This is a genomic window from Uliginosibacterium paludis (assembly GCF_039631355.1).
Taxonomy (GTDB): domain Bacteria; phylum Pseudomonadota; class Gammaproteobacteria; order Burkholderiales; family Rhodocyclaceae; genus Uliginosibacterium; species Uliginosibacterium paludis.
Genome location: NZ_JBDIVF010000005.1, coordinates 30,698 through 54,772, shown reverse-complemented (window position 1 = coordinate 54,772; position 24,075 = coordinate 30,698). Strand labels below are relative to the sequence as shown.

Below are 24,075 nucleotides of genomic sequence, written 5' to 3'. Positions count from 1 at the left end.
CATGAACAGCGAGGACAGCCAGCTCTTCGATCTCGAGATCAAGGCGCTGCTCGAGGCCATCCTCCTGCACTACCAGCAGGATTTCCGCCTCTATTCGCCCGCCTCCCTGCGCCGCCGCCTGCGCCAGGCGCTCGCCCAGTCCGGCTTCGAGCGCCTCTCGCAACTGCAGGACCATGTGCTGCGCGATGGCGAGCATTTCACGCGCCTGCTGCAGTTCCTCACCGTGCAGGTCAGCGAGATGTTCCGTGACCCGGCCTACTTCCGCAGCCTGCGCGAAAACGTGCTGCCCGAGCTGTCGACCTGGCCCTCGATCAAGATCTGGGTGGCCGGCTGCAGCCGTGGCGAGGAGGTCTGGTCCATGGCCGTGCTGCTCAAGGAGGAAGGGCTGCTCGAGCGCAGCATCATCTATGCCACCGACATCAATCCGGAAGCACTCCGGCAAGCCGAAGCCGGCGTGTTCCCGCTCGATCGCGTCCAGCGCTTCAGCAGCAACTATCTGGCCGCCGGCGGACGCGGTTCGCTCTCCGACCACTACCATGCCGCCTATGACGGCATCGTTTTCGACCGCCAGCTCAAGCGCCAGATCGTCTTCGCCGATCACAGCCTGGCCACCGATGCGGTCTTCTCCGAAGTGCATCTGGTTTCCTGCCGCAATGTGCTGATCTATTTCGACCAGACCCTGCAGGACCGCGCCGTCGGACTCTTTCGCGAATCCCTCGTGCGGCGCGGCTTCGTCGGCCTGGGCAGCCGCGAATCCCTGCAGTTCGGCCGCCATGCCGGCGACTTCGAACTGTGTTTTGCCGAACCCGACGTGCGGATCTACCGCCGTGTGTGAGCCATCATGAATCGCTGGCCCGATGTAGACGCCGTGCTGGTCGGCGCTTCGGCAGGCGGCGTCGATGCCCTGCTCAAGCTCTGCGCGGCGCTGCCGGCGGACTTCCCGGTACCGCTGCTGCTGGTCCTGCACCGCCCGGCCAGCGGCGGCTCGCTGGCGCCGCTGCTGGCCTCGCGCTGCGCCCTGCCGCTCAGCGATGCCTGGGACAAGCAGCCGCTGCGCGCCGGTGAAGTGCTGCTGGCCCCCGCCGATTACCACATGCTGGTGGCACCGGGCCCGTGTATTGCCCTGTCGCGGGATGCACCGCTGAACTGGTCGCGCCCCGCAATCGACCCGCTCTTCGAGAGCGCAACGGACGTCTTCGGGGCGCGGCTGCTCGGGGTGATCCTGACCGGCGCGAACACGGACGGCGCGCTGGGCGCGCGCGCGCTGAGGCAGGCCGGTGGCGAGCTCTGGGTGCAGAACCCGAAGCAGGCCATCGTGCCGACCATGCCGCAGGCCGCGCTGGATCTCGCGGGAGCCGACCTCGCGCCGGGCATCGAAGAAATCGGACACCTGCTGGGGAACGGAAAATGGAGATGAAATCCATGGAGAGGGAAAAAATCAGCGTGCTCGTCGTCGACGACATCGCGCAGAATCTGCTCGCCATGAGCGCCATGCTGGGCAATGAGGACATCGAGATCCTCACCGCCAGCTCCGGCCCGAAGGCGCTGGAGCTGCTGCTGGTCCATGATGTGGCGCTCGCCATCCTCGACGTCCAGATGCCGGACATGGACGGTTTCATGCTGGCCGAGCTGATGCGCGGCACCGAACGCACGCGCCGCATTCCCATCGTATTCCTCACCGCCGGCGGGCACGACGAGCAGCGCATCTTTGCGGGCTACGGCGCCGGCGCGGTCGACTTCCTCTACAAGCCGATCGATCCCTGCGTGCTGCGCGGCAAGGTGGCGGTATTCGCCGAACTGCACCGACACCGGCGCGCGCTCAGCCAGCGCATGGCCGAGCAGGAGCGCCTGCAGCGGCTCAACAGCCTGATGCTGTCGGCCCTCTCGCACGACATCCGCACCCCGCTGACCGCTCTCACGCTGAATGCCGAGATCCTCGTCCGCCGCAGCGAAACCCCGGCAGCGCAGCAGGCCGGGGCGCGCATCAAGAGCCTGACGGCGATGCTCGGCCGCCAGCTCGATCACCTCGTCAATCTTGCGCGCCAGCCCCGTGACGATCTGCATCCCGAACCGGTTTGGGCGGATTTCGGCGCACTCGTCCGCGAGTGCATCCGCGCCAGCGAGGCGCGCGGCGCGAGCCCGGCCGCCATCTTCTTCAACCAGGAAGGCGATGCCCACTGCGAGCTCGATGCAGGCCTGCTCTCGGAGGCGCTGGATCATCTGCTGCTGCAGGCAGCGACCCATGCCGAGGGCCATCCGCTGAGTGTGGAAATCGACGGGGAAGCGCGCCGCGCCGTCACGCTGCGCGTGCGCTTCGCGGCCAGCCTTGCCGCGCCGGCCGCCAGTCACCTCTTCGGCTCCGGCTTTGCGCTCGAAGGCATCTCTTCCCCCCATGTCGGGCCCGGCCTCCACTTCGCCGAGCGCGTGGCCCGCGCGCATGGCGGCTCGCTCATCGGCCACTCGAAAAACGGCGAGGGCACGCTCTTCGAGCTGATGTTGCCGCGCAGTACCGAAGCGCGCTGAAGGCGGATGTAAAAAAGGCGACACGCAAGCGGTCGCCCCTTTCTTCCTGTTGTCCACCGCCCGCACGCCCTGAAGGAACGGCAGGCGCGGGCGGCTTCAATCCTGATCCGGCAGCGTGTCACGCCCGACGCCGAACTGGGTGCTCTCGATCTGCGCTTCGTTCATGTAGGCGCTGCGTTCGTTCTCTTCATCCAGACGTTCGATGTCGGCGGCATTGCCCGGTTTGTCGATGAGGCTCATGGTCTGCTCCTTCAGGGGGTTCGCGATGAAGCGGACGGGCCGTCCGCTCCGTTGAATGCCGGTGGCCGGAATCAGCTGCCGACTTCGAGCTTGTTGTCGACGTCCGTCACGCCCTTCACATTCGCGGCCAGGCGTGTGGCGCGCTCGCGCGATTCGGCATCCGGTGCCTTGCCGGTGAGCAGCACCTTGCCGCCCTTGGTGTCGACGTCGATCTTCAGCGCGCTGAGCTTGTCGTCCTTGGCGAGCTCGGCATTCACGCCAGCAGTGATCGACGCGTCGTCCACCGCGCCGGCCACTGCATTGCCCGCCTGCTTCATGTCCTGCTTGAGCTCGGACATTTCCTGACGCACATCGGCGCGCGTCTCGCTGGCGTTACGCTCGGTGCTGGCAACGGCAGAGTCCAGCTTCTGGCCTGCCGTCGCATCGTCGCTGGTCTTGCTGCAGGCCACGACGCTCAGCAGCAGGGCTGCGCAGGCAGCGGTCTTGAGGGGAAGGGAAGTTTGCCTGGTCATGATGGTTTCCTTTCAGAAAGCACTGCAGGTTTTTGCGACAGGCCTGCCGGGCCAGCCGCAGGATTCGGGAGTGCGCAGTCGAGCCACGCTTCCATGCCCTGCAGCTTAAACACCGCCCGGCCCGGGTTTTATCAGCCGCAGAGCGCTTGTCCTGTCAGACATCGCCGACAGTCCCCGCGGCACTTTCCGCGGGCGGCTGATCCTTCGATTCATGGCGCCCGCGCGATGCCATCAGCATGATCGCAGCGAGCATGGACTGCAGCGGCAGGCGTGAGAGTTCGGCCAGCAGCCAGCGGTACAAGCGGGACGAGAAAGGCACGCGTCGCCGGCCCCGGCGCCGCCAGCGCCAGGGTCTGAGCAGCACCAGCAGCGCCGCGCCACCGACGGCCACGAGCAGCGTGCTGCGCGCATTGCGGCGCAGGGCCGGGATCACGCGCTCACACATCTGCTCGCCGGCCACCTCGACGCAATCGCGCCAGGGATGCTGTCGCCACCAGGCGCTCAGCGACTCGATCAGCACGGCGGCCGCGGGCTGCTCGCGCACCCGGGTCAGGAGCCCTTCCAGCGCTGACTTCCACGCGCGCGGCAACAGCGCAGTCCAGCCACTGCGCGGCGAAGCCGCGGGCGCTGCGTGGCGAACCAGCGCCTCGCGCAGGCCGGCACGCGAGCGCTCAAGGCGTGCGCGGGCCGCGGCCAGGGCATCGACGGGTGCGTGGGGCTCGCCCGCGGGAGCCTCGACGGGCGCGCTCATCGCAGCCCCCCGGACTGGCGCAGCAGCTCCTCATCCAGCGCAAGCTGGCGGCGCAGCTCGGCGAACGGACGGAGTGCGGGCCGGCTGCGCTGCGCGAAGCAGATCGCCCCGGCTGCCACACAGGGGAGCAGTGGCAGGACCAGCAACGCCCAGGGTGCAGGCATGCCCGCACGCGGCAGGGCGGCTAGCAGCAACAGCGCCACCAGCGCCACGGCGAGGCCCACCATGAAGAGCAGCAGGGCCAGCGCCTGCAGCAGCAGGCGGCGCCTGAATGCCGCAGCCGCCAGCGTGGATTCGGCCGCGGCCAGTTGCGCATAGGCTGCAGCGTGGCTCGCGAGCAGGCCGGTTTCGGCGGTCAGCAGATGAATGAGTTGCGAGAGCATGACGATGTCCTCCGGCAGACGAAAAAATGCCGCGGCCCCGAATCGGGCTCCGCGGCATCGTGCGGCACACCCGTGCCTGCTCAGCTGCGACGCGAGCGGGCCATCCAGCCCAGCGCGCCGGCCAGCACCGCTCCGCTGGCCGCGGCGATCAGCACGGCCCTGACCGGCTCCTCGCGCACATAGGCAACGGTGCGCTGGCTGGCGGCATCCACCTGCTCCCGGGCGCGTGCATAGCCGGCTCGCGCACGCTCGACGCCGGCACGGGCCACACGCTCGAGTTCGGCGGCCTTGTCACCCAGCGCGGAAGGGATCTTCTCGCGCAGGGTGCTGACGCCCTCGTGGGCGGAATCCAACGCCTTGTCGGCAGTTTCACGCGTGGTGTCGAGCGCGCGGTGCGCCACACCGGCTGCTTCGCCGGAGAACTCGTCAAGGTTGTTGCGGACGTTCTGTGCAGTGATGGTGTTCATGGCGTATTCCTTTCTTCAGAGGGAGACGGGAAGAACCGGCGGCGCCTGCGTCCGGTCGGTCCGGGCTCAGGGCTTGCGGGCGAAACTCAGCAGGAAGCTGATCAGCGCCATGACGACGAAGACCACGAAGAGGATCTTGGCAATGCCGGCCGCACCGGCAGCAATGCCGCCGAAGCCGAAGAGGGCCGCCACGAGGGCGATGATGAAAAATACGACAGCATAATGAAGCATGGCATTCTCCTTGGCGGTTGAACGGACCGGGCCGCTCGGGATTGAAGCGGACACTTCCGGACAAGGAGCGCTTCATGCGACAAGCCCGGATGCGGTAAGTGAAATTTACCGGCCAGCCCTTTACGCTTCGGCCGGCCGCAGCCTCAGCAGGCTGTCGGCGCCCTGTGTTGGCCGGGGTAGGACGCGGACTACGCAACCTGCATGGCGGGCACGCGCGCCGGGTCAGGCATCCGCTGCGGGAGTGGCAGGAATGGCGGGTGCGACAAGCGCCTGGGCCAGCGGCAGGCGGGCGCAGATCAGCGTGCCCTCGCCGGGTGCGGACTGCACGGTCAGCCGCCCCCGCTCGGCCTCGACACGAAAGCGCATGCCGACCAGCCCGTGCCGTGTGTTGCTGACCGCCGCCGGATCGAAGCCGATGCCATTGTCACGGATGCTCAGCAGCGCTTCCTCGCCGTCCTCACAGAGCCGGACGGTGACCCGCGTCGCGGCGGCATACTTGGCGATGTTGGTGAGTGCCTCCTGCACGACGCGGAAGACGGTCAGCTGCGCGTCGGGAGACAGGCGCACGGCTTCGATTTCCGCCCCGATGGCGGCGTCCAGGCGTGCGGCGGACTCACGACACAGAATCTCCAGCGCCGGCCCCAGGCCGAGGTTTGAAAGCGTGGAGGGGCGCAGATCCTCGATGATGCGGCGCTTGAGCGCGATGGCACTGTTGAGTGTTTCGGTGAGATGGGTCAGCCGCTCCATGAGCTCGGGCAGCGCGCCCTGCAGCTTGGGCCGCATGCGGGCAACATCAAGCTTCGCCGCAGTGAGTGTCGCGCCCAGTTCGTCGTGCAGGTCGCGGGCCAGTCGCGCGCGCTCGTCCTCGCGTGCCGTCTGCAGGTGGCGTGCGAGCTCGGTCAGCTCGCGGGTGCGCCGCGCTACCTCGATGCCGAGCTGGTCGCGCTCGCCTTTCAGGGCTTCCGCATGGGCGGCACGCTGCCGGTCCAGCTCGCGGCTCTGGCGCAGGAACATGATCAGCATCAGCAGGCTGATGGCGGTCAGCGCACTCACGCCGATGCGATTGAGCAGCAGGGTGTCGAACACGCTGCCCAGGCCGCGGTTGATCTTGCCGTTCTCGAGTTCGTAGAGCGCCTTGGCACCACGCCGGATGCGCTCCATCTGCTCGCGCCCGAAGCCGGTCAGGATCATGGCGCGAGTGCCTTCCATATCGCCCCGTTCGTAACTCACCAGCACATCGGCCAGCTCACCGAGCTTCTCCTGCACGTCATGATCGAGCTGGCTTCGCATCGCCTCCGCGTCGTGGTGGCCCAGAAGCCCGTAGGTCTCGCGCAGCATCTCGAGACTTCTGCGCGTATCGGAGGCCGCATGACGATAGGGTTCGAGATATTCGGTGTGGCCGGTGAGGATGAAGCCGCGCTGGGAGGTTTCTGCATCCGTCACCCGCTGCACGATGCTCATGAGCTGCAGCCGCGCCTGCCCCATCGAGACGAGATCGGTCAGCTCGCCCCGCGCGCCCTGGTATGCCGACTCACTGATGGCAAGCATGAAGCCGGCCACCAGGATCGCCACCGGCAGGAAGAATCTGCTGCGCTTGAAGCGCTCATTCATTTGTGCGAGCCGGACACGCATGTCTTACACTCCTAGAAGCTTCCACCCGATTGAGAGAGTATGCCGATGATCAGGATTGCCATCGTTGATGACCATGCTGTCGTGAGGGCCGGACTGCGCCAGTTCCTGGTCGAGCAGATGGATTTCCAGGTCACGGGAGAGGCCGCGAACGGCCGTGAAGCGCTCGACATCGTTCGCCGCGGCGATGCCGACGTCATTGTTCTGGATCTTTCCATGCCGGATCAGAATGGCGTCGATCTGCTCGCCGCGATCAAGGCCCGCGAGCCCGATCTGCCGGTGCTGATCCTCAGCGGTTTTCCCGAAACGCACTACGCCACCACGCTGCTGCGCCAGGGCGCTGCGGGTTACCTCAACAAGGAATGTGATCCCGAGGAAATCGTGCGCGCGATCCGCACCGTGGCGCGCGGCCGAAAATACATCACGCCCGCAGTGGGTGAGCTGCTGGCCGATGGACTCAACGGCAATCCGGATGCCCTGCCTCATGAACAGCTCTCCGAGCGCGAGCTGCAGGTCTTCCTGCGTCTGGCCAAGGGCGAAACGGTCGGCAACATTGCCGAGAGCATGTCGCTCAGCGTCAAGACGGTCAGCACCTACCGCTCGCGAGTGATGGAAAAACTCAAACTCGCTTCCAACAGTGACCTGACCTACTACGCGCTCAAGAACGGGCTCATCCAGTAGGCCTTGCCGGCACCCGCCGGCCTCATGCCATGAGCATGGCCTCGCAGTAGGCGATCAGCTCCTCAAGCTCTGCCGACTTGTCGAACACCGCGTCGGCACCAAGATGCCGGCAACGCTGGCGCATGTCCGGCGTGGCGAAATTCGTGAGCACCACGCGCTTCGCCCCGGGCTGCAGCAATCCGGCATGGCGCAGCACTTCAAGACCTGTTCCGCTCTTGAGAAAGATGTCGATGATGATCAGATCGCACAGATCCTCACCGGTCTGCAGCCAGCTCAGGGCCGACTGCTCGTCGCCGGCGTGGCCGACGACCTCGATATCGAGCATCTCCTGAAGCGTCGCGATCAGGTTCTCCCGGATCACGGGACTGTCCTCGACCAGAAAGCATCGGATCGGCAGCAACCGGAAAGAAGCCGGATGGGCGGTTGAAGTCATTGTTGTCTCATGCATGCTGCCACCCGAAGCGGGAGTCAGTCAGGAACCCTGCCTGCGTATTTTATTATCGTCTGGTGCGGACATTAACGCATTCCGCACCCGCCGCTTTTCGCTGTCAGTGCTGTCCTACATGGGCTGGAGGTGGTGTCCGACGCGCTGTCAGAATCCGGCAGACATCGGCATCGGTCAAGGCCGCCGAGCGCGCACGCCCGAGTGCTTTGCCAGGGTCGATCAGCGGCAGCCACGCGGTCAGCGGATTGAGCGCGGCGAGCGCCGCACTCGCGCCGAGCCGGGCGACGAGCGGGCCGGCTTCCGGCCGGATGCCCGGTCGGGCCAAGCTGCCCCGGATACGAATCGGCGTGCGCAGGGCCAGCGGCGAAAAATCCTTCGGCAACACGCGCGCCAGCAGATCCATGCGCTCGGTGGCGAGCGACAGGCCGCCGCTGACACGGACAAGGGAGTCCGGCGTATCCAGCACGAACAGCTCGGGTCTCACCAGGCCCCGGTCGGCCTTGAGCGCAGCCACGCCACAGGTGACCGGCAAGGTCTTGTCGCCCGTAGCGAACACCCCCAGCGCCTGGGCCACGTCGAGACCGGCGAGCTCGATCAGCAGGTGCGAGATGCGCCCATGCTGCAGGGTGAACAGACTCTGCCCGCTGGCATCGCCCAGGATTTCCGCAGTCGAGTTGCCCGACCCCGTCAGGCTGAGCTCACCCGCCAGCGCCCCCCTCACGCGTGGCGGACCGGTGTCCCGCCCGGCGCGGATCCAGTCTTCCAGCGCGATGCCATCGAATGCCATTCGGGTACGCCAGCGGGCCGGCGTTTCCCGTCCGTCGAGCTCGATCTCGCCGCGCAGATGGCCGCGGGCCAGCCGTGCATCGAGATCCTCGATCCTGAGCCGGCCCGAATCGAGAAGCAGGCGTGCCTGCAGCGGACGAATGTCATCGAGGGCAGGCGTCCCGAGCTCGAGCCGGTCGAGCGCAATGCGGACCTCGGCATCCATCGCGCGCAGGGCGGGAATGTTGAAGCGGCGGTCAGGCAGCACGCGCCCTGCGGGAGCGCCGGTGCGCGGGCGGCTGTCTTCACCCGCCCCGGCGGTTCCGACCGCGGGGCCGAGGTCAGCCAGCCACAGCGCCTTGCCGCTCAGGCGGCCATCGAGCCGCGCACGCTGGCCCTGAGCGCCCTGCCGGAAAGTGAAATGCCCGCCCAGCTCGCTGCGACCGATGCGAGCCTGCGCCACGTCGACAGTCCAGAGCGCCCCCGCCTGCACCAGCTGTCCGCGCATCGAGAATGGAGGCGTGACCGGCAGCGTCACACCCAGCGGCGCGCCGGCATGTGCGAGGGAGGGGCCGGACAGCATGAAGCGGGTCTCGACGCGCGGTGCGCGGAAGAGCCCGTGGATCCAGCCCTCCAGCGCAAGCTTCGTCGGCCCGCTGGAGGCACGCAGCGCGAGCTGCAGATGGGCTTCGCGCTCATCCCCGGCAAAAGCCGCGAGCAGCGAGCGCGAGCTCACCGACACGTCCAGCGGATGGCCGGCGTAAGTGCCTGCCGCACGGCCCTTCAGACCCGCGGGCTGCGACGACGCATCGCTGCTGTCGTCCAGACTGAAATGCCCGCTCAGGATCAGATCCTTCACCTCATCGCGATACTCGAGGCGCCCCCGCTCAACCAGCAGCGCCGCAAAGCGCAGCCCGCCGACGATCGGCCCGGTTTGCGATGTGGCGCGCGCGGGAAAGCGCCAGTTCGCGCTGCCCGTGCGCTCGCGCTGCAGCGCGAGCGAGAGTTGCGAAGCCTTAAGCGAGCGCACGCGCAGCACCTCGCCCGGCCGGAACGCCAGAAGATCGTGCCAGGCAAGCCTCAGCGACAGCTCGTTTGCCGAGAGCAGCGCTGGCTGACCCGCGCCGGCACTCGCCACGGTCGGCGCCGCGAGATCCAGCCGCGGGCCGCCAAGGAGGCGCAGACGGAAACGCCTGCCATCCTGCGCCGGGCCGAAGCGCACCGGCCGGTCAAGCGCGCGGCTTGCTGCCGCTTCGAGGGAGCTCGCGAGAAAGCGCCATTCCATCCATTCACCGAGGGCAAAGCTCGCGCAACAGACAAGAAAGGCCGCCGTCAGCAGGCGGGCCAGCCGCAGCCATCGCGGGACTATCCGGATGTCATCGACCGGCATGCGGCCCCCTTCGCCATCGGTGCCCACCGCAGCGGCAAAGAGACGCGGCGGACGTCCCGGGGAACGTCCGCCGCGCTACCCGCTCCGGGCGCGGAACGGGGCTCTCTGGTTCAGAAGGCTCAGAGGAACCAGCGCTCATCCGCGCCGCGCTCCCAGTCCGACACCTGTTTCTCGGCCTCGTCCCTGGCAATGCCGTAACGCTCCTGGATCTTGCCGGCCAGTTGCTCACGACGGCCATTGACGACGTCAAAGTCATCATCGGTGAGCTTGCCCCACTGCTCGAGGACCTTGCCCTTGATCTGACCCCAGTTGCCTTCGATGCGATCCCAGTTCATGGCGGACTCCTTTCGTGAGTGAAAAATGCTCGCTGCGCTCAGTTGCGGACGGCGAGTTCGTTGCGGACGGTTTTCACGCCCTTGACCTTGCGAGCGATGCTTTCGGCATTGGCCTTTTCACTGGCCGACTTGGCAAAGCCGGAGAGCATCACTTCGCCGTTGAGGGTTTCGACACGGATGGCGCTGGCATCCACGGCCTTGGACTCGACAAAGCGCGCTTTGACCTGGGTGGTGATGGTTGCATCGTCGATGTATTCACCGACAGTGGATTGACCCCGGCTGACCGCGCAGCCCGAAACAGTCGTGAGTGCGATAAGCGAGCTGGCTACGGCAATGAAAGTGGCACGTGCAATCATGGATGGCTCCTTGGAAAAGTGGCGGCCGCGAACTCGGGTGCAGTGGCTCGCCGTGTGTTCAGGGGATGATTCCTGTCAGCGGCTCGGAACCTGCTCTGGCGAGTGCGGATCCGATGAGCCAATGCTAGGCGCGGCAACGGGTGGGCGGCATCGGCCGGACCCGTTCCCTGCTGTAGGACACGAAGCCGGCGCCCCTTGCCCCGCCGCCTACCAGAATCGCTCGAAGACCTGCCAGAAGGCCTGTCTGAGCTTCTGCAGCAGCGGACGCCTTGCCCACTCCGCCGCACTGATCTGCACCGACGCGGCGAGATCGCGACGGAATGCCTCCATCATTTCGCCCGCGAAATCCTCGCCCAGCACCACGGCATTGACCTCGTCATTGGCCTCGAAACTTCGCCAGTCCATATTGCTCGACCCGACGGTGGACACCACCCCGTCAATCACCGCGGTCTTGGCATGCAGCACGGAAGACTGCAGCTCGTGAATGCTGACGCCGGCTTCCAGCAGGTCGGCATAGCTCGCCCGCCCGGCTTCGAGCACCGGCGTGAAATCGCTCAGCGAGGGCAGGACGAGTTTCACGTCAACGCCGCGCCGTGCGGCCGCCTTGAGCGCGTCGAGCATTTCCGCTCCGGGAGCGAAGTAGGCCATCGTCATGTAGATGCTGTGACTGGCAGCCTGGATCGAGCCCAGCAGAAGCCGATAGATGCGGCTTTCCGGATCATCGGGGGTGGCGGCCACGATGCGGACGAGCTGCGCGCCGCCACGCCGGGCGCTCACCGGCTGCACCGGCCCCGGCTCACCTTCGCAGCCCTGGCGGAGCCAGCTCGACCGGAACAGAGTCCCCATCGCGCCAGCGGCTGGCCCCTGGATCGCGATCTGGGTATCGCGCCAGCCGGATGCCTTGCCCGCCTCGCCGACGGCACGCGAGGACCGCCGCGTCCCCATGGAACCCGAGGAGTACACGGAGCTGATGTTGATGCCGCCGGTAAAGGCCAGCTCGTCATCCACCACCAGCAGCTTGCGATGGTCGCGGTGCGAGATGCCCCAGTAACCGGGGCGCTCCAGCGGATTGACCGGGTTGAACTTGCAGACGGCCACGCCGGCATCGCGCAGTCCGTCAAAAAAAGCCTGATCGGTCCCGATCGAGCCGACCGCGTCATAAAGCAGGACGACGTCCAGCCCCTCCGCGCGGCGGGCCTTGAGCAGCGCGGCCAGCTCCCGCGCGATCCGCGCATCCTCGACGATGTAGCTTTCGAGCAGGATGGAGCGCCGGGCGCCACGGATCGCCTCGAACATCGCGGCAAAGGTCGCAGGGCCGTCGAGCAGCAATCGCGCGCGATTACCGGCATACAGGTCCATGTCGCCGAACCTGGCCATGGCCGCGAGCTGCGCCTGGAGCAGCACGGGCCGCCCCTGGGCCGCGACCTGGCGCAGCGTGGCGAGCTTTTCCTGCGGTGCCAGCGGCGCCCCTTCCGGGCCGGTGATCGACACCGATCGCGCCAGCTGCTTCGTGCCGGGGACGGGACCAGAAGCGATTGGGCTCACGATCTGGTGGGCGCAGGCGGGCAAGCCGGTCATCAGGGCAACGGCGGCCACGGCCTGCCACACCCGCCTCGCAGGTTGGCGCCCCCTGCAGGGCACGAAAAAAAGCCGGAGCCGGCCTGGGCCCGACTCCGGCAACCGCAGACGGAAACTGCTGCGCACGGCTTACGCCTCGAGCAGGTCCGCCAGCTCGTCGGCGTGCTCCTCTTCGTCGACGAGAATGGTCTCTAGCAGGCGGCGGGTGGTGGGATCCTTGTCGGCGATGAGCTGGATCATCTGCCGGTAGCTTTCCACCGCTACGCGCTCGGCGATCAGATTGGCGCGGATCATGGCCTTGAGGTCCGAGGAGGCGTCGTAGTCCGCATGGCTGCGATCAAGCAGCGTGGTGGGGGAGAAGTCCGGCGAGCCGCCCAGCTGCACGATACGCTCGGCAATGCTGTCGGCATGCGCGGCCTCCTCCTTCGCATGCACCATGAATTCCTCGGCGATCCGGGGCGACGCCACGCCGACCGCGGTGAAATAGTGGCGCTTGTAGCGCAGCACGCAGACCAGTTCTGTCGCCAGCGCGTCGTTGAGCAGTTTCACGATGCTGTCCCGCCACGGGCCATAGCCGGGGGTGACGGCACCTTCCTCGAGATTCCTGCGGGCACTGTCGAGCCCGCTCTGGTCGAGCTCCAGCCGGTAGTCGTGGCCCGATTCGTCGCGCATGGCCTGAAGGGATGCAGATGACATGATGCGGCTCCTTTCCTGTCCGGGAAATCAACGCTTGAGCGCGCCGACGCCGATGACGGCCAGCGCGACAAGTACGAGGAAGACGACAAGGCACAGCACGAACAGCAGCTTGGCAATGCCCGCAGCACCCGCCGCAATGCCGCTGAATCCGAGCACGCCGGCAATCGCGGCGATGACGGCGAAGATGATGGCCCACTTGAGCATGATGATTCCTTTCACTTGGGTACCCGGGCCGGACGCGTTCCGGCTTGCCTGGACCCACTGTATGCCCGCGCGCGGCCCCGGCCCCATCAGCCGGCAGCACGCCGTGATGTAGGACAGGGAGCCATCGCCTCGCACGCTCGCCACCTCCTCTTGTCCTGCACGCACACGCACTTCAGGCCGATAGTCAGGGGACGTGCGACCGCATAGCATCGATGCGTCCTCACGGCCACGAGAGTCCGCCATGACCGCAGCCCCAGCCGCCTCTGCATCGCCGCGCACGCCCTTCCGTGACCGAAGCCTGACGGTGCATCTGCTGACGACCGAAGCGCACGCTGAAGCGGCGCGTGATCTCGCAGCCGCGCTCGAGAGTCCGGTACAAACTCCGGGCTGCAACTGCTGCATCTACGTTGCCGCCGAGCCTTCCGAGCTGCCGGCTCTCGCCCGGGCAGCGGCGCGGGCGGCCAAGCAGGATGGCATCCTCGTTGCCGTCGGCGGTGACGGCAGCCTCAACGCGGTCGCGCAGGCCGCCTGGGAGCAGGACGTACCGATGTCTGCCCTGGCCTGTGGCACCTTCAACTTCTTCGCTCGCGAACATGGGCTGCCCGACACGCCCGAACGCGCCGCGGCCGTCCTGCAGGATGCCTTCGAGCACGGTCTGCCCACGCCGGTTCAGGTGGGCCGCGTCAATGACCGGGTCTTTCTGGTCAATGCCAGTCTGGGGCTGTATCCGGAACTTCTGGTTGAACGCGAGCAGGCCTCCCGGCGCTTCGGCCGGCATCGGCTGGTCGCCCTGATCTCGGCGGCCTGGAGTATTGCAGGCGGCATCCGCCGCAAGCTGCTCACCATTTCGGGTTGCCCGACGGAGGCCGGAGAAGGTCTGGCTCCGTTTCACGCCACCACGCTCTTCGCGGGCCGCAACACGCTGCAGCTCGCCCGGCTCGGCATGCCCGATACCCGGAAAATTGCCGCCGGCGCCCTGGGCGTGATCGTCCACCAGCCGGAGAGCCGATGGTCACTTGCCGGACTGCTGCTCCGCGCGGCCTGCGGCATGCTGACGACGCATCCCCGGATCCACAGTTTTGCGGCGGGCGCCTTCGAAGTCGCGCCGACGCGCCCCGGGCGCAGGCAGCGCATGCTGGTCGCATGCGACGGCGAACCCCTGCCGATGACGCTGCCGCTGCACTTCTCGGTCGAAGCGCGCCCGCTCCGGCTGCTCGCCCCGCGCGATGCGCTCGCCGAAGTGCGGCCTCCGCTGCGCGCGGACTGCGCCGCATGAGCCTCTTCCTGCACCTGTCCGACCCTCACTTCGGGACCGAGCGCCCGCCGGTCTGCGAGGCCCTGATCGCGCTCGCCCACCGACTCGCTCCAGATGCCGTCATCATTTCCGGAGATCTTACCCAGCGTGCGACCAGGAGCCAGTTCGCGGCGGCGGCGCGTTTCGTGCAGGCGCTGCCGAAGGTCCCCATGCTGGTCCTGCCAGGCAACCACGACATCCCCCTTGCCCCCTGGCACAGGCTGTTCTCGCCGCTGGGGCGCTTTCGTCATCATTTCGGATGCCGGCCGGACCCTGTGCTGGAACTCGATTCGGCCATCATTCTCGGTGTAGACACGACCCGCCGCTGGCGGCAGCAGTACGGCGTCATCAACCGCAAGCAGATCGAACGCGTGGCAGAGCGGCTGAAAACCACGCCGGCACAGAAGTGGCGCATCGTGGTGACCCATCATCCGCTGCTGCTGACACCCGGCGCTGACTGGCCCGACCGACCTCTGCTCCATGCCGAAGCGCTCGACCGCTGGTTCGATTCAGGCGCAGACCTTTTCCTCAATGGCCATGTGCATCGCCCGGCCGTGCTGCCGGTGGCAAGTGGCAGTTCCGGTCAGCACCAGGCCTTTGTTTCGCAGGCCGGCACCGCCTGCTCGCTGCGCCAGCGTGGCGGACAGCCCAACAGCGTCACCGTGCTGCACCAGGACGATACGAGCCCTGCGCGGATCAGGAGCCTGGAGCACTGGACCTGGAGCGACCGCAGCCGGAGCTTCGAACGCTCCGGCCCGACCCCGCTCGGCCACCCCTTCGGCCGCGGGCGACCGAGGCTGCATGCGGTCGCGTGAAGCCGCGGTGTGCGTCAGGACGACTGCCGCAATGAGCCATAACGATGGGCATAGGCCCAGGTGAACTCGGCACCGAGCAGAAAGATCTGGGCCGAGTAATAGATCCATACCAGCAGAACCACCAGCGAGCTTGCCGCACCAAAGCCCGAGGCCACAGCGCTGTAACCCAGGTACAGGCCGATCACGCTGCGCCCGGCAGAAAAGAGGCCGGCCGTAACCAGGGCGCCCACCCAGACATCGGCCCATGCAATCCGGACGCGAGGCATCAGCTTGTAGATCATCGCGAACATCAGGGTCAGGAGAAGGAAGCTGATCAGGAAGTTCAAGGCCCCCAGCACCAGACTCCAGGCGGCCAGGCCCGCCAGCCACCATTTCTGCAAGGCCGCCACCGCCACACCGAACAGCAGTGACACGATCAGCAGGAAGCCCAGGCCCAGCACCAGTCCGAAAGACAGCACGCGGGCGCGCAGGAGGCTCCACAGACCCGAGCGTGGCGCTTCGGGCGCCTCCCAGATACGGTCGAGCGCGCTCTGCAGTTCGGCGAACACTGTCGTGGCGCCGATGAACATGATCAGGAGACCGAACAAGGTTCCCGTCATGCTCCCGGCCGGCCAGTTAACGCTGGCCAGCAGTTGCTCGACGACTTTCGCCCCGGCAGGCCCCATGAAGCCGGAAAGCTGCTCGTAGATCTGGCCCCGCGCAGCCTGGTCTCCGAAGACCAGTCCGGCAACAGACACGGCGATCAGCAGGAGCGGAGCGAGCGAAAAAAGCGTGTAGTAGGCCAGCGCCGCACCCAGGCTGGGCGCACGATCATCCAGCCACGCCATGATCGCGTCATGGGTCAGCCGAATGGGCGGGCAAGCGAGCAGACGGCTCATGAAGGTTTCATGCATCCCGAACTCCTCCTCAAGCGATACGACAAGCGGCCCGTCACCGAAACATCACACCCCGACGCCGAACGCCCTCCTGAGCCTATCGGCGCACCTGGCGTCCGGAGCGGGAGCGCGAATGTTTCGGCTGGAGACGGAGCACAAGCATCTCGCCGCCAAGACGACCGGCGCAATACTCCCGGAAGGACCAAGACGCGGAGCGGAAAGCACAAGGGCCGCCCGCAAGGCACGGAACCAGGCACCGGCGTGTTGCCCGCAGGTAGGTCATTGACGGACATGCTGCCTGAACCCGGACCGCGTGGTCTGTCAGACCAGAGCGGGAAAGCCTGTCATCCGGAGCAGCGGATGCCCGCAGCAGAAGCGGAAAAAAGAAAAGGCCGGTCTGTCGACCGGCCTTTCCTGAAACTGGTACACCCAGAGCGATTCGAACGCCCGACCCCCTGGTTCGTAGCCAGGTACTCTATCCAGCTGAGCTATGGGTGCAATGCAGGGAAGCCTTGCAGGCTTCCGACCTTCTGTATCCGGCACTTTGACGGGCAAGGCGCCTTCTCATCAGGTCTTAAACGAAGAAGCCAGTCGTTTGACTGGCCTCTTCGCCTGAAACTGGTACACCCAGAGCGATTCGAACGCCCGACCCCCTGGTTCGTAGCCAGGTACTCTATCCAGCTGAGCTATGGGTGCAAAAAACGGAAGCAGGATTATGCACTTCTTACCCTGTAACCGCAACATCTTTCGATGTCTGTTTCTTTATGGCGGAGAGCAAGGGATTCGAACCCTCGAGACAGGTTTTGCCCGTCTGCTCCCTTAGCAGGGGAGTGCCTTCGACCACTCGGCCAACTCTCCGCGAAAGAGGGCGCATTCTAGCCACCCTCTTTCAGCCCGTCAAGAACATCAAGCACTCACTTGATCGAGCTCGAACGCCTTGTGCAGCACGCGGACAGCCAGTTCGAGATACTTCTCTTCGATCGCCACCGAGATCTTGATTTCGGAGGTCGAAATCATCTGGATGTTGATGCCCTCTTCAGCCAGCGTGCGGAACATGCGGCTGGCAACGCCCACATGGGAACGCATGCCGACGCCCACAACCGAAACCTTGGCCATCGAGCGGTCACCGCGCACTTCGCGCGCGCCCATATGGGTCTTGACGCCCTCCAGGATGCCGATCGCGCGATCCATCTCGCCGCGCGGCACGGTGAAGGAAAAGTCCGTGAGGCCATCCTGGCCGACGTTCTGGATGATCATGTCGACATCGATATTGGCTTCGGCGATCGGCCCCAGAATCTGATAGGCGATACCGGGGCGATCGGGCACGCCCAGCACGGTGAGCTTGGCTTCGTCACGGGTGAAGGCGATGCCGGAGATGATCGGCTGTTCCATATTGATGTCTTCCTCGAATGTAATCAGCGTGCCCTCGCCTCCTTCCTGGAAGCTGGAAAGCACGCGCAACCTGACCTTGTACTTGCCTGCAAACTCGACGGAACGGATCTGCAGCACCTTGGAACCCAGACTCGCCATTTCGAGCATTTCCTCGAACGTGATGCGATTGAGCTTGCGCGCTTCGGGCACGATCCGCGGATCCGTCGTATAGACGCCGTCTACGTCTGTATAGATCTGGCATTCATCGGCACGCAGTGCAGCGGCGAGCGCCACACCCGTCGTATCCGAGCCGCCGCGGCCGAGCGTCGTGATGTTGCCGGCGTCATCCACCCCCTGGAAACCCGCCACCACCACCACGCAGCCCTCGTCCAGATCACGGCGCATGTTCTCTTCATCGATCTTCTGGATGCGCGCCTTGGTGAAGGAGCTGTCCGTCAGGATGCGAACCTGCGAGCCGGTATAACTGCGCGCCTTCACGCCTTCGGCATGAAGTGCCATGCTCAGAAGACCAATGGTCACCTGCTCACCTGTGGAGATCACGACGTCGAGCTCGCGAGGATCCGGACTGCTCTGGACTTCCTTCGCCAGAGCGATGAGGCGGTTGGTTTCGCCGCTCATGGCCGAGACCACCACCACGATCTGGTTGCCCTCGGCCTGGGCACGCGCGACGCGCCGGGCCACATTCTTGATCCGCTCGGGAGTGCCCACCGACGTGCCACCGTACTTCTGAACTATCAGCGCCATCTTGCTTTCACTGCTGCAGAAAAAGGAAAGCGGGATTTTATAGCAAGCCGGAAACCGAGTCAGAAGAATGACGCAAAAAGAGGTTGAACCAACCGCCCGAATTGACAGTCCCAGCTGTTACGAAAGGACACAAAATGCTCCTTGAATGAACGCAAAATATTGATCTATAATATTTTTTCATATCACGAAAGTTATAGAGCACGTTCAACGGCTCACCCGCCCTGCCTGAAGTCGCACGTTTTTTCCCCGTCGGGCAAGGCCTTCCCCTCATCGTTTCCAGGACACTGCACATGAAGACAATTGATGACATCGACGTTCGCGAAATCCGCCACAAACTGGGGCTGAACCAGTCCGAATTCTGGTCCAGCATCGGCGTCACCCAGAGTGGTGGCTCCCGTTACGAGAGTGGCCGCAGCATTCCGCGGCCCGTTCAGGCGCTGCTTCGCCTGGTCCATATCGAGCGCGTCGATATCGACAAGCTCCGCAAGGACGACTTCGAAGTGATCGAGTACCTCCGCACGCACAAGTCGGATCTGTACAAGACACTGAAGAAGGAAGCCAAGGCGAAGAAGAAGGAAAAGTAAGCGCCCCTCCGGCATGACCGGCCACAACCCCGTCAGGCACACGCCTCACGGGGTTTGTTTTTGGCTTCCGCTACAATGCGCGGCTTCGCGCATGCACGCTCCCGCAACAGGACGACATCTTGATCATCACCCGCCGACTGGAGTTCGACTCCGGACACCGCATTCCCGACCATCGCAGTCTGTGCAGGCATCTGCACGGGCACCGCTACGCGCTCGAAGTCACTGTTTCGGGCGACGTGACCCGGATGGACGGCAATCCCCGCAATGGCATGGTGCTCGATTTCTCGGAAATCAAGACCCTGATGCGCCAGCACGTCGTGGACGTGTGGGATCACGCCTTTCTCGCCTATCAGGGCGACCGGCAGATCCTCGACTTCCTGGAGTCACTCCCTGACCACCGTACCGTGGTGCTGGATGTCGTCCCCACAGCAGAAAACCTTGCCGCCAAGGCCTTCGAACTCCTGGCTCCCCACATCAATTCCCTGTGTGACAAGGCTCTGACGCTGGAAAACGTCCGGATCTACGAAACCCCCAACTGCTGGGCCGACGCAGCCCGGCCGAAGTAGAAGACGGCTGGACAGGACAGCCTGTCTTCGGCACAATTCGTCGCCCCGCAGACCGCTGCGGGCCATGCGGAGGTGTGGCAGAGCGGTTGAATGCACCGGTCTTGAAAACCGGCGATGGTGAAAGCCATCCGTGAGTTCGAATCTCACCGCCTCCGCCAGAAACCCGGAACACAGGCGGGTTTCAGCGAATCATGAATGCCCGCTTTCGCCAGAAGTCACATGGCCGATTGAAGCAGGCAAACGAGAACGAAACCGCCCTTCCGGCGGTTTTTTCGTTTTCAGATGCCGAGTCACGTCCTCAGCATCTGACTTCGGGCAGCCCGGAAACGCCGGTTTCAAACACCCGGCAGAAGAATCCGCACGTTGGAACCAATGCAGACTCACCGCCGATGGGCCGCCTGCCTATCCGGCGCCCGCACGAGTGGCATCGAGAAGACCGCACAGTCCTGCCCCCGAGGCCACGAGCAGGCCGACTGCCTTTTGACATTCGACCTGTCCGTGGCGCCCGAAACGACTGCTCAAGGTTTTCGGCAATCCGGCAGCCGCCACGCCATGAATCCGGAAGGCGAGCCTCGCCACACAGCGGCCCGATGCATCAATCATGGATCCCTACGATGGGCGCGGTGGCGCAGGAGGAAGGCCTGCTGCAGCCGGATGATCACGAACCAGGCGCCAGGGCCACCGGGAGCCTGTGGCTCAGTGAAGCTCGTTCAGACGGTAACGGCTCACCTCGGCGCGCATCCTGCGGGCCAGTTCATCAAGCCCTCGTGCTGCCTCGGCGGTTTCGCCGGCCGCTGCGCTGCTTTCTTCGGACATCTGGGCGATTCGCTCGATCTGCGCCGCGATGTTGTTGGTAGCCGTACCCTGCTCCCGAATCGCGTTGCTGATTTCCCCGACGGTCTCGCCTGCGTCATGACAGCCGTCGCTGATGAGCTGGATCGACGCGCTGGTGTCCCGGGCGCGCTGCACACCAACATCCACCTTGCTGACGGCCCTGTTCATGCTGGACACCGCGCGCGCGGCCTTTTCATTCATCGTCTCGATGGTCGAGGCAATTTCCTGGGTCGAGTGTCCGGTGCGTTCCGCAAGCTTGCGTACTTCATCGGCCACAACGGCAAAACCACGCCCCTGCTCGCCTGCGCGGGCGGCCTCGATCGCCGCGTTGAGGGCCAGCAGATTGGTCTGATCCGCCACGTCGCGGATCACCGCAACCACCCCGGAAATCTGTTTGCTGCTGGCTTCGAGACTGGCGATCAGTTCGGCGGCATGACGCACCGATTCAGCGATATCGTGAATGTCCGATGCCGTCTGCAGAATCACGGCACCGCCTTCTTTCGCGAGCTTCTCCGAGTGCGCCGCGAGGCGGTCCGCCTCGCCGGCCTGGTCGCTCACATGATTGATGGAAACCGTCATTTCCTCGACCGTCGCGGCAACACTTGACGATGCTTCGCTCTGGTTGCTCGATGCCGTTGCCACCTGGGTCGAACTGGTGGCAAGCCGCTCGGCCGACGCCGCAACGGCGTCGGCATTTGCGGCGATGCTGCGAAGGCTCGCCGTGAGCTTGTCCATCAGAAGGTTGATGGCTTGCCCGACCTTGCCGAGCTCATCCGTGCGCACGATTTTGCCGCGCCCGGTGAGATCGAGCGAATCCGCGACATGCGTCATGAAATTGGACATGTGCGCGAGACGGGTCTGAAGCTCCCGTGCCAGCATGATGCTGAAGCCGGCAATGATCAGCAGGCTCAGTACGCTCACGCCGAGTGCGACGTTGCGCCCGAGCTGCGCTGAAGCGAAGGCTGCGTTCGCGTAGTCGGCCGCGAGCTTCTCGTTGAATTCGACGTGCTCGTTGAGCGCCTCCAGCACGGCGTTCCCCGTCGGCAGGATTTCCCTGGACAGGACCTCCGCAGCGAGATCCTCACGCCCCTGCCTGACGTGGGCCACCGCCCGGTCAAGCGCTTCGGAGTAGACCTGCACCGCACGCCGCTCGGCCTCGAGGAGGCGCGTGTCTTCCGGATTGGTAGGGAGCAGGTCATAGGCATCGAGTTGCTGCCGGATTTCGCCCCTGTTCTTCTCCAGGTTCTCCAGCGCTTTGGCACGCTGCTCGTCCTTCAGGAAAATGGACTGGTAAATATTGACCCGCACCTTCATCAGGGCCAGACGCGCCTTGCCGATGACGACGATCCCCGGGAGGCTGGTCTCGTGAATATTCCGGATGCTTCGGGCCTCGATGTTGATGACCGTAACCCCGACAACGGCCACCAGCAGCAACAGCAGAAATGAGATGCCCGCCAGAATCTTGATGCGGGCGGCAACGCCAAAGATATTCATGAAAAGTCCCTCGTGTTTGAATCCATTGGCATGTACTTCGCCCAGCGGGTTGCCGGGGCATGTCATGCGTGATCTGGGGCGCTATCGGATTTTCATGACATCTCTTTAGCCGGCGGCGCGGGAATCTGCGCGATTCAGGATCCAGATCAACCGCCGTGTTCGCTCGGGCCCCCAGCGGCAGCCGATGTTCGACTTCAGGCTGGCGCACATTACATCGTCATCAGCATCTGCCGGCATCGGGATGCGGAGCGGGGAAAGTCGTGCTCCGAAGGCATGCGTGCAGCAACACGTGCAGCCGGACGGGAAACCGGATGAGCAGGCAGCACGCCTGCAAACCTTGTCCGCGCCCTGATCGTCGGCATGACGCACTTGCATTCCGTGCCGGCTTTTTATAAGATGAGTGAGCACTCACTTAAAACACTCCCCGACATGGCCCGCCCACGCTCCGAAGACAAACAGATCGCCTTGCTGGACGCCGCGACCGAAGTCATCGCACTCCAGGGGCTCGGAGCGCCTACGGCCCTGATTGCCAAGCGTGCCGGGGTGGCCGAAGGCACGCTGTTCCGCTACTTCCCGAACAAGGACGCGCTGCTCAACGCGGTGTATCTGCACCAGTGCCGCAATGCAGCCGAGAGCACCCGGTGCGCGTGGGACGTGGCCCTGCCGCTGGAAGAGCGCATGTCAGCGGCCTGGAGCGACTGGATCGACTGGGGCGTGTCACATCCGGCGGCATTCAAGGCGATGGCGCAACTGGAAACCTCCGACAAGCTCAGCCCGGAGGCTCGCGAAGAGGGCCTCAAGCTGTGTGGTGATTGCCAGGAAAATTTCGGCGAACTGCCCTTCGAGGGGATGTCGAAAGCGGTTGCCCGCGAATTTTTCAACATGATCTCGATGGCCATTTCGCAGGCAACGATCGATTTCAGCCTTAGCCACCCGGATCAGACCAAGGCGGCAAAGACTGTTGCCTTCAAGCTCTTTTGCAAGGGACTGATGGAGCCCTGAGCAGGGCTTCGGCCGTTATTTGGCGCGCCCCGCGAATGAGTGATTACTCACCCCAACACAAGAATCAGACATGACAAGCCCGACCTCCTCCCGCCACCTTCCGCGCCAGCCATGAAACGCCGTCTGCCCCTGCGCCGCGGGCGCTGGCTCCTGATCCCCCTCTCCCTTTGCGTGTGCTTCATGGCCTACTCATCGATCTTTGAACCCGCCCCCGCCGTGCCCGCCGAGCGTGTCAGCAAGAGCCTCTTTCATGACGGCCGCTTCCACAATGCCGAAGGCAGCAGCAAGCTCGGCTTCGTGGGCGGGGTGAAGGCGCTGTACCGCAGCTTCACAGAGAAGTCGCCGCTCTCCCGGCCGGAGCTGCCCGTTCCCGCTCTGCCGCTCACCCGCGCCGACCTGCTCGCCGCTCCCGATCTGAGCCTATGGCGCCTGGGCCACTCCACCGTGCTGCTGAAGCTGGCCGGCAAGTTCTGGCTCACCGACCCGGTGTTTGCCGAGCGCGCCTCGCCGCTGGGTTTCATCGGCCCGAAGCGCTTCCAGGCGCCACCGATCACGGTGGCGGAGCTGCCCGAAATCGAAGCAGTGATCCTCTCGCATGATCACTACGACCACCTCGACCACGACACCGTGCTCGCCCTCGCCGCGAAAACCGGCCACTTCCTCGCCCCGCTCGGCGTGGGCGACAGGCTGATCGCCTGGGGCGTGCCGGCGGACAAGGTGCAGCAGTTCGACTGGTGGCAGGAAACCCGCATCGGCGAACTGCGGCTGGTAGCCACACCGGCGCAGCACTTCTCAGGCCGCAGCCCGTTTGACGGCGACCGCACCCTGTGGGCCTCGTGGGTGCTGATCGCGCCGCAGGTGCGCGTGTTCTTCAGCGGCGACAGCGGCTATTTCAGCGGTTTCCGCGCCATCGGCGAAAAATTCGGCCCCTTCGACGTGACCCTCGTTGAAAACGGCGCCTACAACGAGGCCTGGGCCGCGATCCACATGCACCCGGAGGAAACCGTGCAGGCGCATATCGATCTGCAGGGCCGCCATCTGGTGCCGATCCACAACGGCAGCTTCGACCTCGCCCTGCATGCCTGGACCGATCCGCTCGACCAGGTAAGCGCGATTGCCGCGCAGCGCCAGGTGGCGCTTGCCACGCCCCGCTTCGGCGAGCGGCTGGACATCACCCGGCCCGCGCCCGGCATCGCCTGGTGGCGCGCCGCCCCCGAACCCGGTACGCCACGAACGACCGGCGCAGCGGCCATTGAAGCCGCGCCTGCTTCCCCTCTCTGAGATGAGTT

The 24,075-nt window shown here is 65.3% G+C and carries 27 protein-coding genes and 4 tRNA genes; 11 read left to right on the top strand and 20 right to left on the bottom strand.

Annotation, left to right across the window (positions count from 1 at the left end; all coding sequences use genetic code 11):
- The first annotated feature begins 1 nt into the window (after position 1).
- Genes ABDB87_RS13840 through ABDB87_RS13830 form a run of 3 tightly spaced genes read left to right on the top strand, consistent with a single transcriptional unit; the run spans position 2 to position 2,523 of the window.
- Complete coding sequence (locus ABDB87_RS13840; protein ID WP_345928018.1) at positions 2–835, top strand: CheR family methyltransferase; 834 nt, start codon at positions 2–4, stop codon at positions 833–835.
- Between the two features lie 6 nt (positions 836–841).
- The gene (locus ABDB87_RS13835) at positions 842–1,417 is read left to right on the top strand and encodes a chemotaxis protein CheB (protein ID WP_345928016.1); all 576 of its coding nucleotides are present in this window, start codon (positions 842–844) and stop codon (positions 1,415–1,417) included.
- Positions 1,414–2,523, top strand: coding sequence for a hybrid sensor histidine kinase/response regulator (locus ABDB87_RS13830; RefSeq protein ID WP_345928014.1), 1,110 nt, complete (start codon positions 1,414–1,416; stop codon positions 2,521–2,523). Before ABDB87_RS13835 ends, ABDB87_RS13830 begins: the two co-directional genes overlap by 4 nt.
- 96 nt (positions 2,524–2,619) lie before the next feature.
- On the opposite strand, the gene ABDB87_RS13825 is transcribed toward ABDB87_RS13830, so the two are convergent.
- From ABDB87_RS13825 to ABDB87_RS13795, 7 genes are all read right to left on the bottom strand, one after another.
- Complete coding sequence (locus ABDB87_RS13825; protein WP_345928012.1) at positions 2,620–2,763, bottom strand: hypothetical protein; 144 nt, start codon at positions 2,761–2,763, stop codon at positions 2,620–2,622.
- Positions 2,764–2,834: 71 nt separating this feature from the next.
- Positions 2,835–3,275 carry a BON domain-containing protein gene (locus ABDB87_RS13820; RefSeq protein ID WP_345928010.1) on the bottom strand — a complete coding sequence of 147 codons (441 nt, stop codon included), beginning with the start codon at positions 3,273–3,275 and terminating at the stop codon, positions 2,835–2,837.
- 154 nt (positions 3,276–3,429) lie between these two features.
- Entirely contained in the window at positions 3,430–4,026 is a 597-nt protein-coding gene (locus tag ABDB87_RS13815; RefSeq protein ID WP_345928008.1) for a hypothetical protein, read from the bottom strand.
- On the bottom strand, positions 4,023–4,409 hold the full coding sequence (locus ABDB87_RS13810; RefSeq protein WP_345928006.1) for a hypothetical protein: 387 nt from the start codon (positions 4,407–4,409) through the stop codon (positions 4,023–4,025). Before ABDB87_RS13810 ends, ABDB87_RS13815 begins: the two co-directional genes overlap by 4 nt.
- Positions 4,410–4,489: 80 nt before the next feature.
- On the bottom strand, positions 4,490–4,876 hold the full coding sequence (locus ABDB87_RS13805; protein ID WP_345928004.1) for a hypothetical protein: 387 nt from the start codon (positions 4,874–4,876) through the stop codon (positions 4,490–4,492).
- Positions 4,877–4,942: 66 nt separating this feature from the next.
- Positions 4,943–5,107, bottom strand: a complete 165-nt coding sequence (locus tag ABDB87_RS13800; RefSeq protein WP_345928002.1) for a DUF1328 domain-containing protein — start codon at positions 5,105–5,107, stop codon at positions 4,943–4,945.
- A gap of 222 nt (positions 5,108–5,329) precedes the next feature.
- Positions 5,330–6,718, bottom strand: a complete 1,389-nt coding sequence (locus tag ABDB87_RS13795) for a CHASE3 domain-containing protein (RefSeq protein WP_345928000.1) — start codon at positions 6,716–6,718, stop codon at positions 5,330–5,332.
- A gap of 66 nt (positions 6,719–6,784) precedes the next feature.
- On the opposite strand from ABDB87_RS13795, the gene ABDB87_RS13790 reads away from it, so the two are divergent.
- Positions 6,785–7,417 (top strand): response regulator, encoded by a 633-nt coding sequence (locus ABDB87_RS13790; RefSeq protein WP_345927998.1) that lies wholly within the window; start codon positions 6,785–6,787, stop codon positions 7,415–7,417.
- A gap of 22 nt (positions 7,418–7,439) precedes the next feature.
- On the opposite strand, the gene ABDB87_RS13785 is transcribed toward ABDB87_RS13790, so the two are convergent.
- The 7 genes from ABDB87_RS13785 to ABDB87_RS13755 form a co-directional block, all read right to left on the bottom strand.
- On the bottom strand, positions 7,440–7,850 hold the full coding sequence (locus tag ABDB87_RS13785) for a response regulator (protein ID WP_345927996.1): 411 nt from the start codon (positions 7,848–7,850) through the stop codon (positions 7,440–7,442).
- A gap of 115 nt (positions 7,851–7,965) precedes the next feature.
- Positions 7,966–10,017, bottom strand: a complete 2,052-nt coding sequence (locus ABDB87_RS13780) for an AsmA family protein (protein WP_345927995.1) — start codon at positions 10,015–10,017, stop codon at positions 7,966–7,968.
- A 119-nt stretch (positions 10,018–10,136) separates the two neighbouring features.
- Positions 10,137–10,352 (bottom strand): CsbD family protein, encoded by a 216-nt coding sequence (locus tag ABDB87_RS13775; RefSeq protein ID WP_345927993.1) that lies wholly within the window; start codon positions 10,350–10,352, stop codon positions 10,137–10,139.
- 38 nt (positions 10,353–10,390) lie between these two features.
- Positions 10,391–10,708, bottom strand: a complete 318-nt coding sequence (locus tag ABDB87_RS13770) for a BON domain-containing protein (RefSeq protein WP_345927991.1) — start codon at positions 10,706–10,708, stop codon at positions 10,391–10,393.
- A 207-nt stretch (positions 10,709–10,915) separates the two neighbouring features.
- Positions 10,916–12,304 carry a phospholipase D-like domain-containing protein gene (locus ABDB87_RS13765; protein WP_345927989.1) on the bottom strand — a complete coding sequence of 463 codons (1,389 nt, stop codon included), beginning with the start codon at positions 12,302–12,304 and terminating at the stop codon, positions 10,916–10,918.
- A 111-nt stretch (positions 12,305–12,415) separates the two neighbouring features.
- On the bottom strand, positions 12,416–12,982 hold the full coding sequence (locus ABDB87_RS13760; RefSeq protein ID WP_345927987.1) for a ferritin-like domain-containing protein: 567 nt from the start codon (positions 12,980–12,982) through the stop codon (positions 12,416–12,418).
- A 27-nt stretch (positions 12,983–13,009) separates the two neighbouring features.
- Complete coding sequence (locus ABDB87_RS13755) at positions 13,010–13,186, bottom strand: DUF1328 family protein (protein ID WP_345927985.1); 177 nt, start codon at positions 13,184–13,186, stop codon at positions 13,010–13,012.
- Between the two features lie 241 nt (positions 13,187–13,427).
- Between ABDB87_RS13755 and ABDB87_RS13750 the strand changes: the two genes are divergently transcribed.
- Together ABDB87_RS13750 and ABDB87_RS13745 are read left to right on the top strand one after the other, a co-directional pair.
- Positions 13,428–14,462 carry a diacylglycerol/lipid kinase family protein gene (locus ABDB87_RS13750; protein ID WP_345927983.1) on the top strand — a complete coding sequence of 345 codons (1,035 nt, stop codon included), beginning with the start codon at positions 13,428–13,430 and terminating at the stop codon, positions 14,460–14,462.
- Positions 14,459–15,295 carry a metallophosphoesterase family protein gene (locus ABDB87_RS13745; RefSeq protein ID WP_345927982.1) on the top strand — a complete coding sequence of 279 codons (837 nt, stop codon included), beginning with the start codon at positions 14,459–14,461 and terminating at the stop codon, positions 15,293–15,295. The genes ABDB87_RS13750 and ABDB87_RS13745 overlap by 4 nt, the downstream gene beginning before the upstream one ends.
- Before the next feature lie 14 nt (positions 15,296–15,309).
- Here ABDB87_RS13745 and ABDB87_RS13740 read toward each other — a convergent pair whose 3' ends face one another.
- From ABDB87_RS13740 to ABDB87_RS13720, 5 genes are all read right to left on the bottom strand, one after another.
- Entirely contained in the window at positions 15,310–16,173 is an 864-nt protein-coding gene (locus tag ABDB87_RS13740) for a YihY/virulence factor BrkB family protein (RefSeq protein ID WP_345927979.1), read from the bottom strand.
- Between the two features lie 418 nt (positions 16,174–16,591).
- Positions 16,592–16,668 (bottom strand) — tRNA-Arg (locus tag ABDB87_RS13735).
- Between the two features lie 121 nt (positions 16,669–16,789).
- A tRNA-Arg gene (locus ABDB87_RS13730) sits at positions 16,790–16,866 on the bottom strand.
- Positions 16,867–16,935: 69 nt separating this feature from the next.
- Positions 16,936–17,028 (bottom strand) — tRNA-Ser (locus ABDB87_RS13725).
- A gap of 48 nt (positions 17,029–17,076) precedes the next feature.
- Positions 17,077–18,306 (bottom strand): aspartate kinase, encoded by a 1,230-nt coding sequence (locus tag ABDB87_RS13720; RefSeq protein WP_345927977.1) that lies wholly within the window; start codon positions 18,304–18,306, stop codon positions 17,077–17,079.
- A gap of 290 nt (positions 18,307–18,596) precedes the next feature.
- Between ABDB87_RS13720 and ABDB87_RS13715 the strand changes: the two genes are divergently transcribed.
- From ABDB87_RS13715 to ABDB87_RS13705, 3 genes are all read left to right on the top strand, one after another.
- A complete protein-coding gene (locus ABDB87_RS13715) occupies positions 18,597–18,890 on the top strand; it encodes a helix-turn-helix domain-containing protein (RefSeq protein WP_345927975.1) in 294 nt (97 codons plus the stop codon).
- A gap of 119 nt (positions 18,891–19,009) precedes the next feature.
- Positions 19,010–19,456 (top strand): 6-carboxytetrahydropterin synthase QueD, encoded by a 447-nt coding sequence (gene queD / locus ABDB87_RS13710; RefSeq protein WP_345927973.1) that lies wholly within the window; start codon positions 19,010–19,012, stop codon positions 19,454–19,456.
- A gap of 68 nt (positions 19,457–19,524) precedes the next feature.
- A tRNA-Ser gene (locus tag ABDB87_RS13705) sits at positions 19,525–19,614 on the top strand.
- 538 nt (positions 19,615–20,152) lie between these two features.
- Here the strand turns inward: ABDB87_RS13705 and ABDB87_RS13700 are convergent.
- On the bottom strand, positions 20,153–21,784 hold the full coding sequence (locus tag ABDB87_RS13700; RefSeq protein WP_345927971.1) for a methyl-accepting chemotaxis protein: 1,632 nt from the start codon (positions 21,782–21,784) through the stop codon (positions 20,153–20,155).
- A 360-nt stretch (positions 21,785–22,144) separates the two neighbouring features.
- Here ABDB87_RS13700 and ABDB87_RS13695 point away from each other — a divergent pair, with 360 nt between their 5' ends.
- Positions 22,145–22,786 carry a TetR/AcrR family transcriptional regulator gene (locus ABDB87_RS13695; RefSeq protein WP_345927969.1) on the top strand — a complete coding sequence of 214 codons (642 nt, stop codon included), beginning with the start codon at positions 22,145–22,147 and terminating at the stop codon, positions 22,784–22,786.
- 111 nt (positions 22,787–22,897) lie between these two features.
- On the top strand, positions 22,898–24,067 hold the full coding sequence (locus tag ABDB87_RS13690) for an MBL fold metallo-hydrolase (protein WP_345927967.1): 1,170 nt from the start codon (positions 22,898–22,900) through the stop codon (positions 24,065–24,067).
- Positions 24,068–24,075 lie beyond the last annotated feature (8 nt).

What these genes read in the sequence shown, in the direction of transcription:
- ABDB87_RS13840 (WP_345928018.1), top strand. Translation starts at nt 2, where the DNA reads ATGAACAGCGAGGACAGCCAGCTCTTCGATCTCGAGATCAAGGCGCTG.
- ABDB87_RS13700 (WP_345927971.1), bottom strand. Translation starts at nt 21,784, where the DNA reads ATGAATATCTTTGGCGTTGCCGCCCGCATCAAGATTCTGGCGGGCATC.
- ABDB87_RS13695 (WP_345927969.1), top strand. Translation starts at nt 22,145, where the DNA reads ATGACGCACTTGCATTCCGTGCCGGCTTTTTATAAGATGAGTGAGCAC.
- ABDB87_RS13775 (WP_345927993.1), bottom strand. Translation starts at nt 10,352, where the DNA reads ATGAACTGGGATCGCATCGAAGGCAACTGGGGTCAGATCAAGGGCAAG.
- ABDB87_RS13810 (WP_345928006.1), bottom strand. Translation starts at nt 4,409, where the DNA reads ATGCTCTCGCAACTCATTCATCTGCTGACCGCCGAAACCGGCCTGCTC.
- ABDB87_RS13750 (WP_345927983.1), top strand. Translation starts at nt 13,428, where the DNA reads ATGACCGCAGCCCCAGCCGCCTCTGCATCGCCGCGCACGCCCTTCCGT.
- ABDB87_RS13770 (WP_345927991.1), bottom strand. Translation starts at nt 10,708, where the DNA reads ATGATTGCACGTGCCACTTTCATTGCCGTAGCCAGCTCGCTTATCGCA.
- ABDB87_RS13760 (WP_345927987.1), bottom strand. Translation starts at nt 12,982, where the DNA reads ATGTCATCTGCATCCCTTCAGGCCATGCGCGACGAATCGGGCCACGAC.
- ABDB87_RS13825 (WP_345928012.1), bottom strand. Translation starts at nt 2,763, where the DNA reads ATGAGCCTCATCGACAAACCGGGCAATGCCGCCGACATCGAACGTCTG.
- ABDB87_RS13835 (WP_345928016.1), top strand. Translation starts at nt 842, where the DNA reads ATGAATCGCTGGCCCGATGTAGACGCCGTGCTGGTCGGCGCTTCGGCA.
- ABDB87_RS13800 (WP_345928002.1), bottom strand. Translation starts at nt 5,107, where the DNA reads ATGCTTCATTATGCTGTCGTATTTTTCATCATCGCCCTCGTGGCGGCC.
- ABDB87_RS13815 (WP_345928008.1), bottom strand. Translation starts at nt 4,026, where the DNA reads ATGAGCGCGCCCGTCGAGGCTCCCGCGGGCGAGCCCCACGCACCCGTC.
- ABDB87_RS13830 (WP_345928014.1), top strand. Translation starts at nt 1,414, where the DNA reads ATGAAATCCATGGAGAGGGAAAAAATCAGCGTGCTCGTCGTCGACGAC.
- ABDB87_RS13795 (WP_345928000.1), bottom strand. Translation starts at nt 6,718, where the DNA reads ATGAATGAGCGCTTCAAGCGCAGCAGATTCTTCCTGCCGGTGGCGATC.
- ABDB87_RS13790 (WP_345927998.1), top strand. Translation starts at nt 6,785, where the DNA reads ATGATCAGGATTGCCATCGTTGATGACCATGCTGTCGTGAGGGCCGGA.
- ABDB87_RS13690 (WP_345927967.1), top strand. Translation starts at nt 22,898, where the DNA reads ATGAAACGCCGTCTGCCCCTGCGCCGCGGGCGCTGGCTCCTGATCCCC.
- ABDB87_RS13720 (WP_345927977.1), bottom strand. Translation starts at nt 18,306, where the DNA reads ATGGCGCTGATAGTTCAGAAGTACGGTGGCACGTCGGTGGGCACTCCC.
- ABDB87_RS13785 (WP_345927996.1), bottom strand. Translation starts at nt 7,850, where the DNA reads ATGACTTCAACCGCCCATCCGGCTTCTTTCCGGTTGCTGCCGATCCGA.
- ABDB87_RS13745 (WP_345927982.1), top strand. Translation starts at nt 14,459, where the DNA reads ATGAGCCTCTTCCTGCACCTGTCCGACCCTCACTTCGGGACCGAGCGC.
- ABDB87_RS13780 (WP_345927995.1), bottom strand. Translation starts at nt 10,017, where the DNA reads ATGCCGGTCGATGACATCCGGATAGTCCCGCGATGGCTGCGGCTGGCC.
- ABDB87_RS13805 (WP_345928004.1), bottom strand. Translation starts at nt 4,876, where the DNA reads ATGAACACCATCACTGCACAGAACGTCCGCAACAACCTTGACGAGTTC.
- ABDB87_RS13755 (WP_345927985.1), bottom strand. Translation starts at nt 13,186, where the DNA reads ATGCTCAAGTGGGCCATCATCTTCGCCGTCATCGCCGCGATTGCCGGC.
- ABDB87_RS13715 (WP_345927975.1), top strand. Translation starts at nt 18,597, where the DNA reads ATGAAGACAATTGATGACATCGACGTTCGCGAAATCCGCCACAAACTG.
- ABDB87_RS13740 (WP_345927979.1), bottom strand. Translation starts at nt 16,173, where the DNA reads ATGAGCCGTCTGCTCGCTTGCCCGCCCATTCGGCTGACCCATGACGCG.
- ABDB87_RS13820 (WP_345928010.1), bottom strand. Translation starts at nt 3,275, where the DNA reads ATGACCAGGCAAACTTCCCTTCCCCTCAAGACCGCTGCCTGCGCAGCC.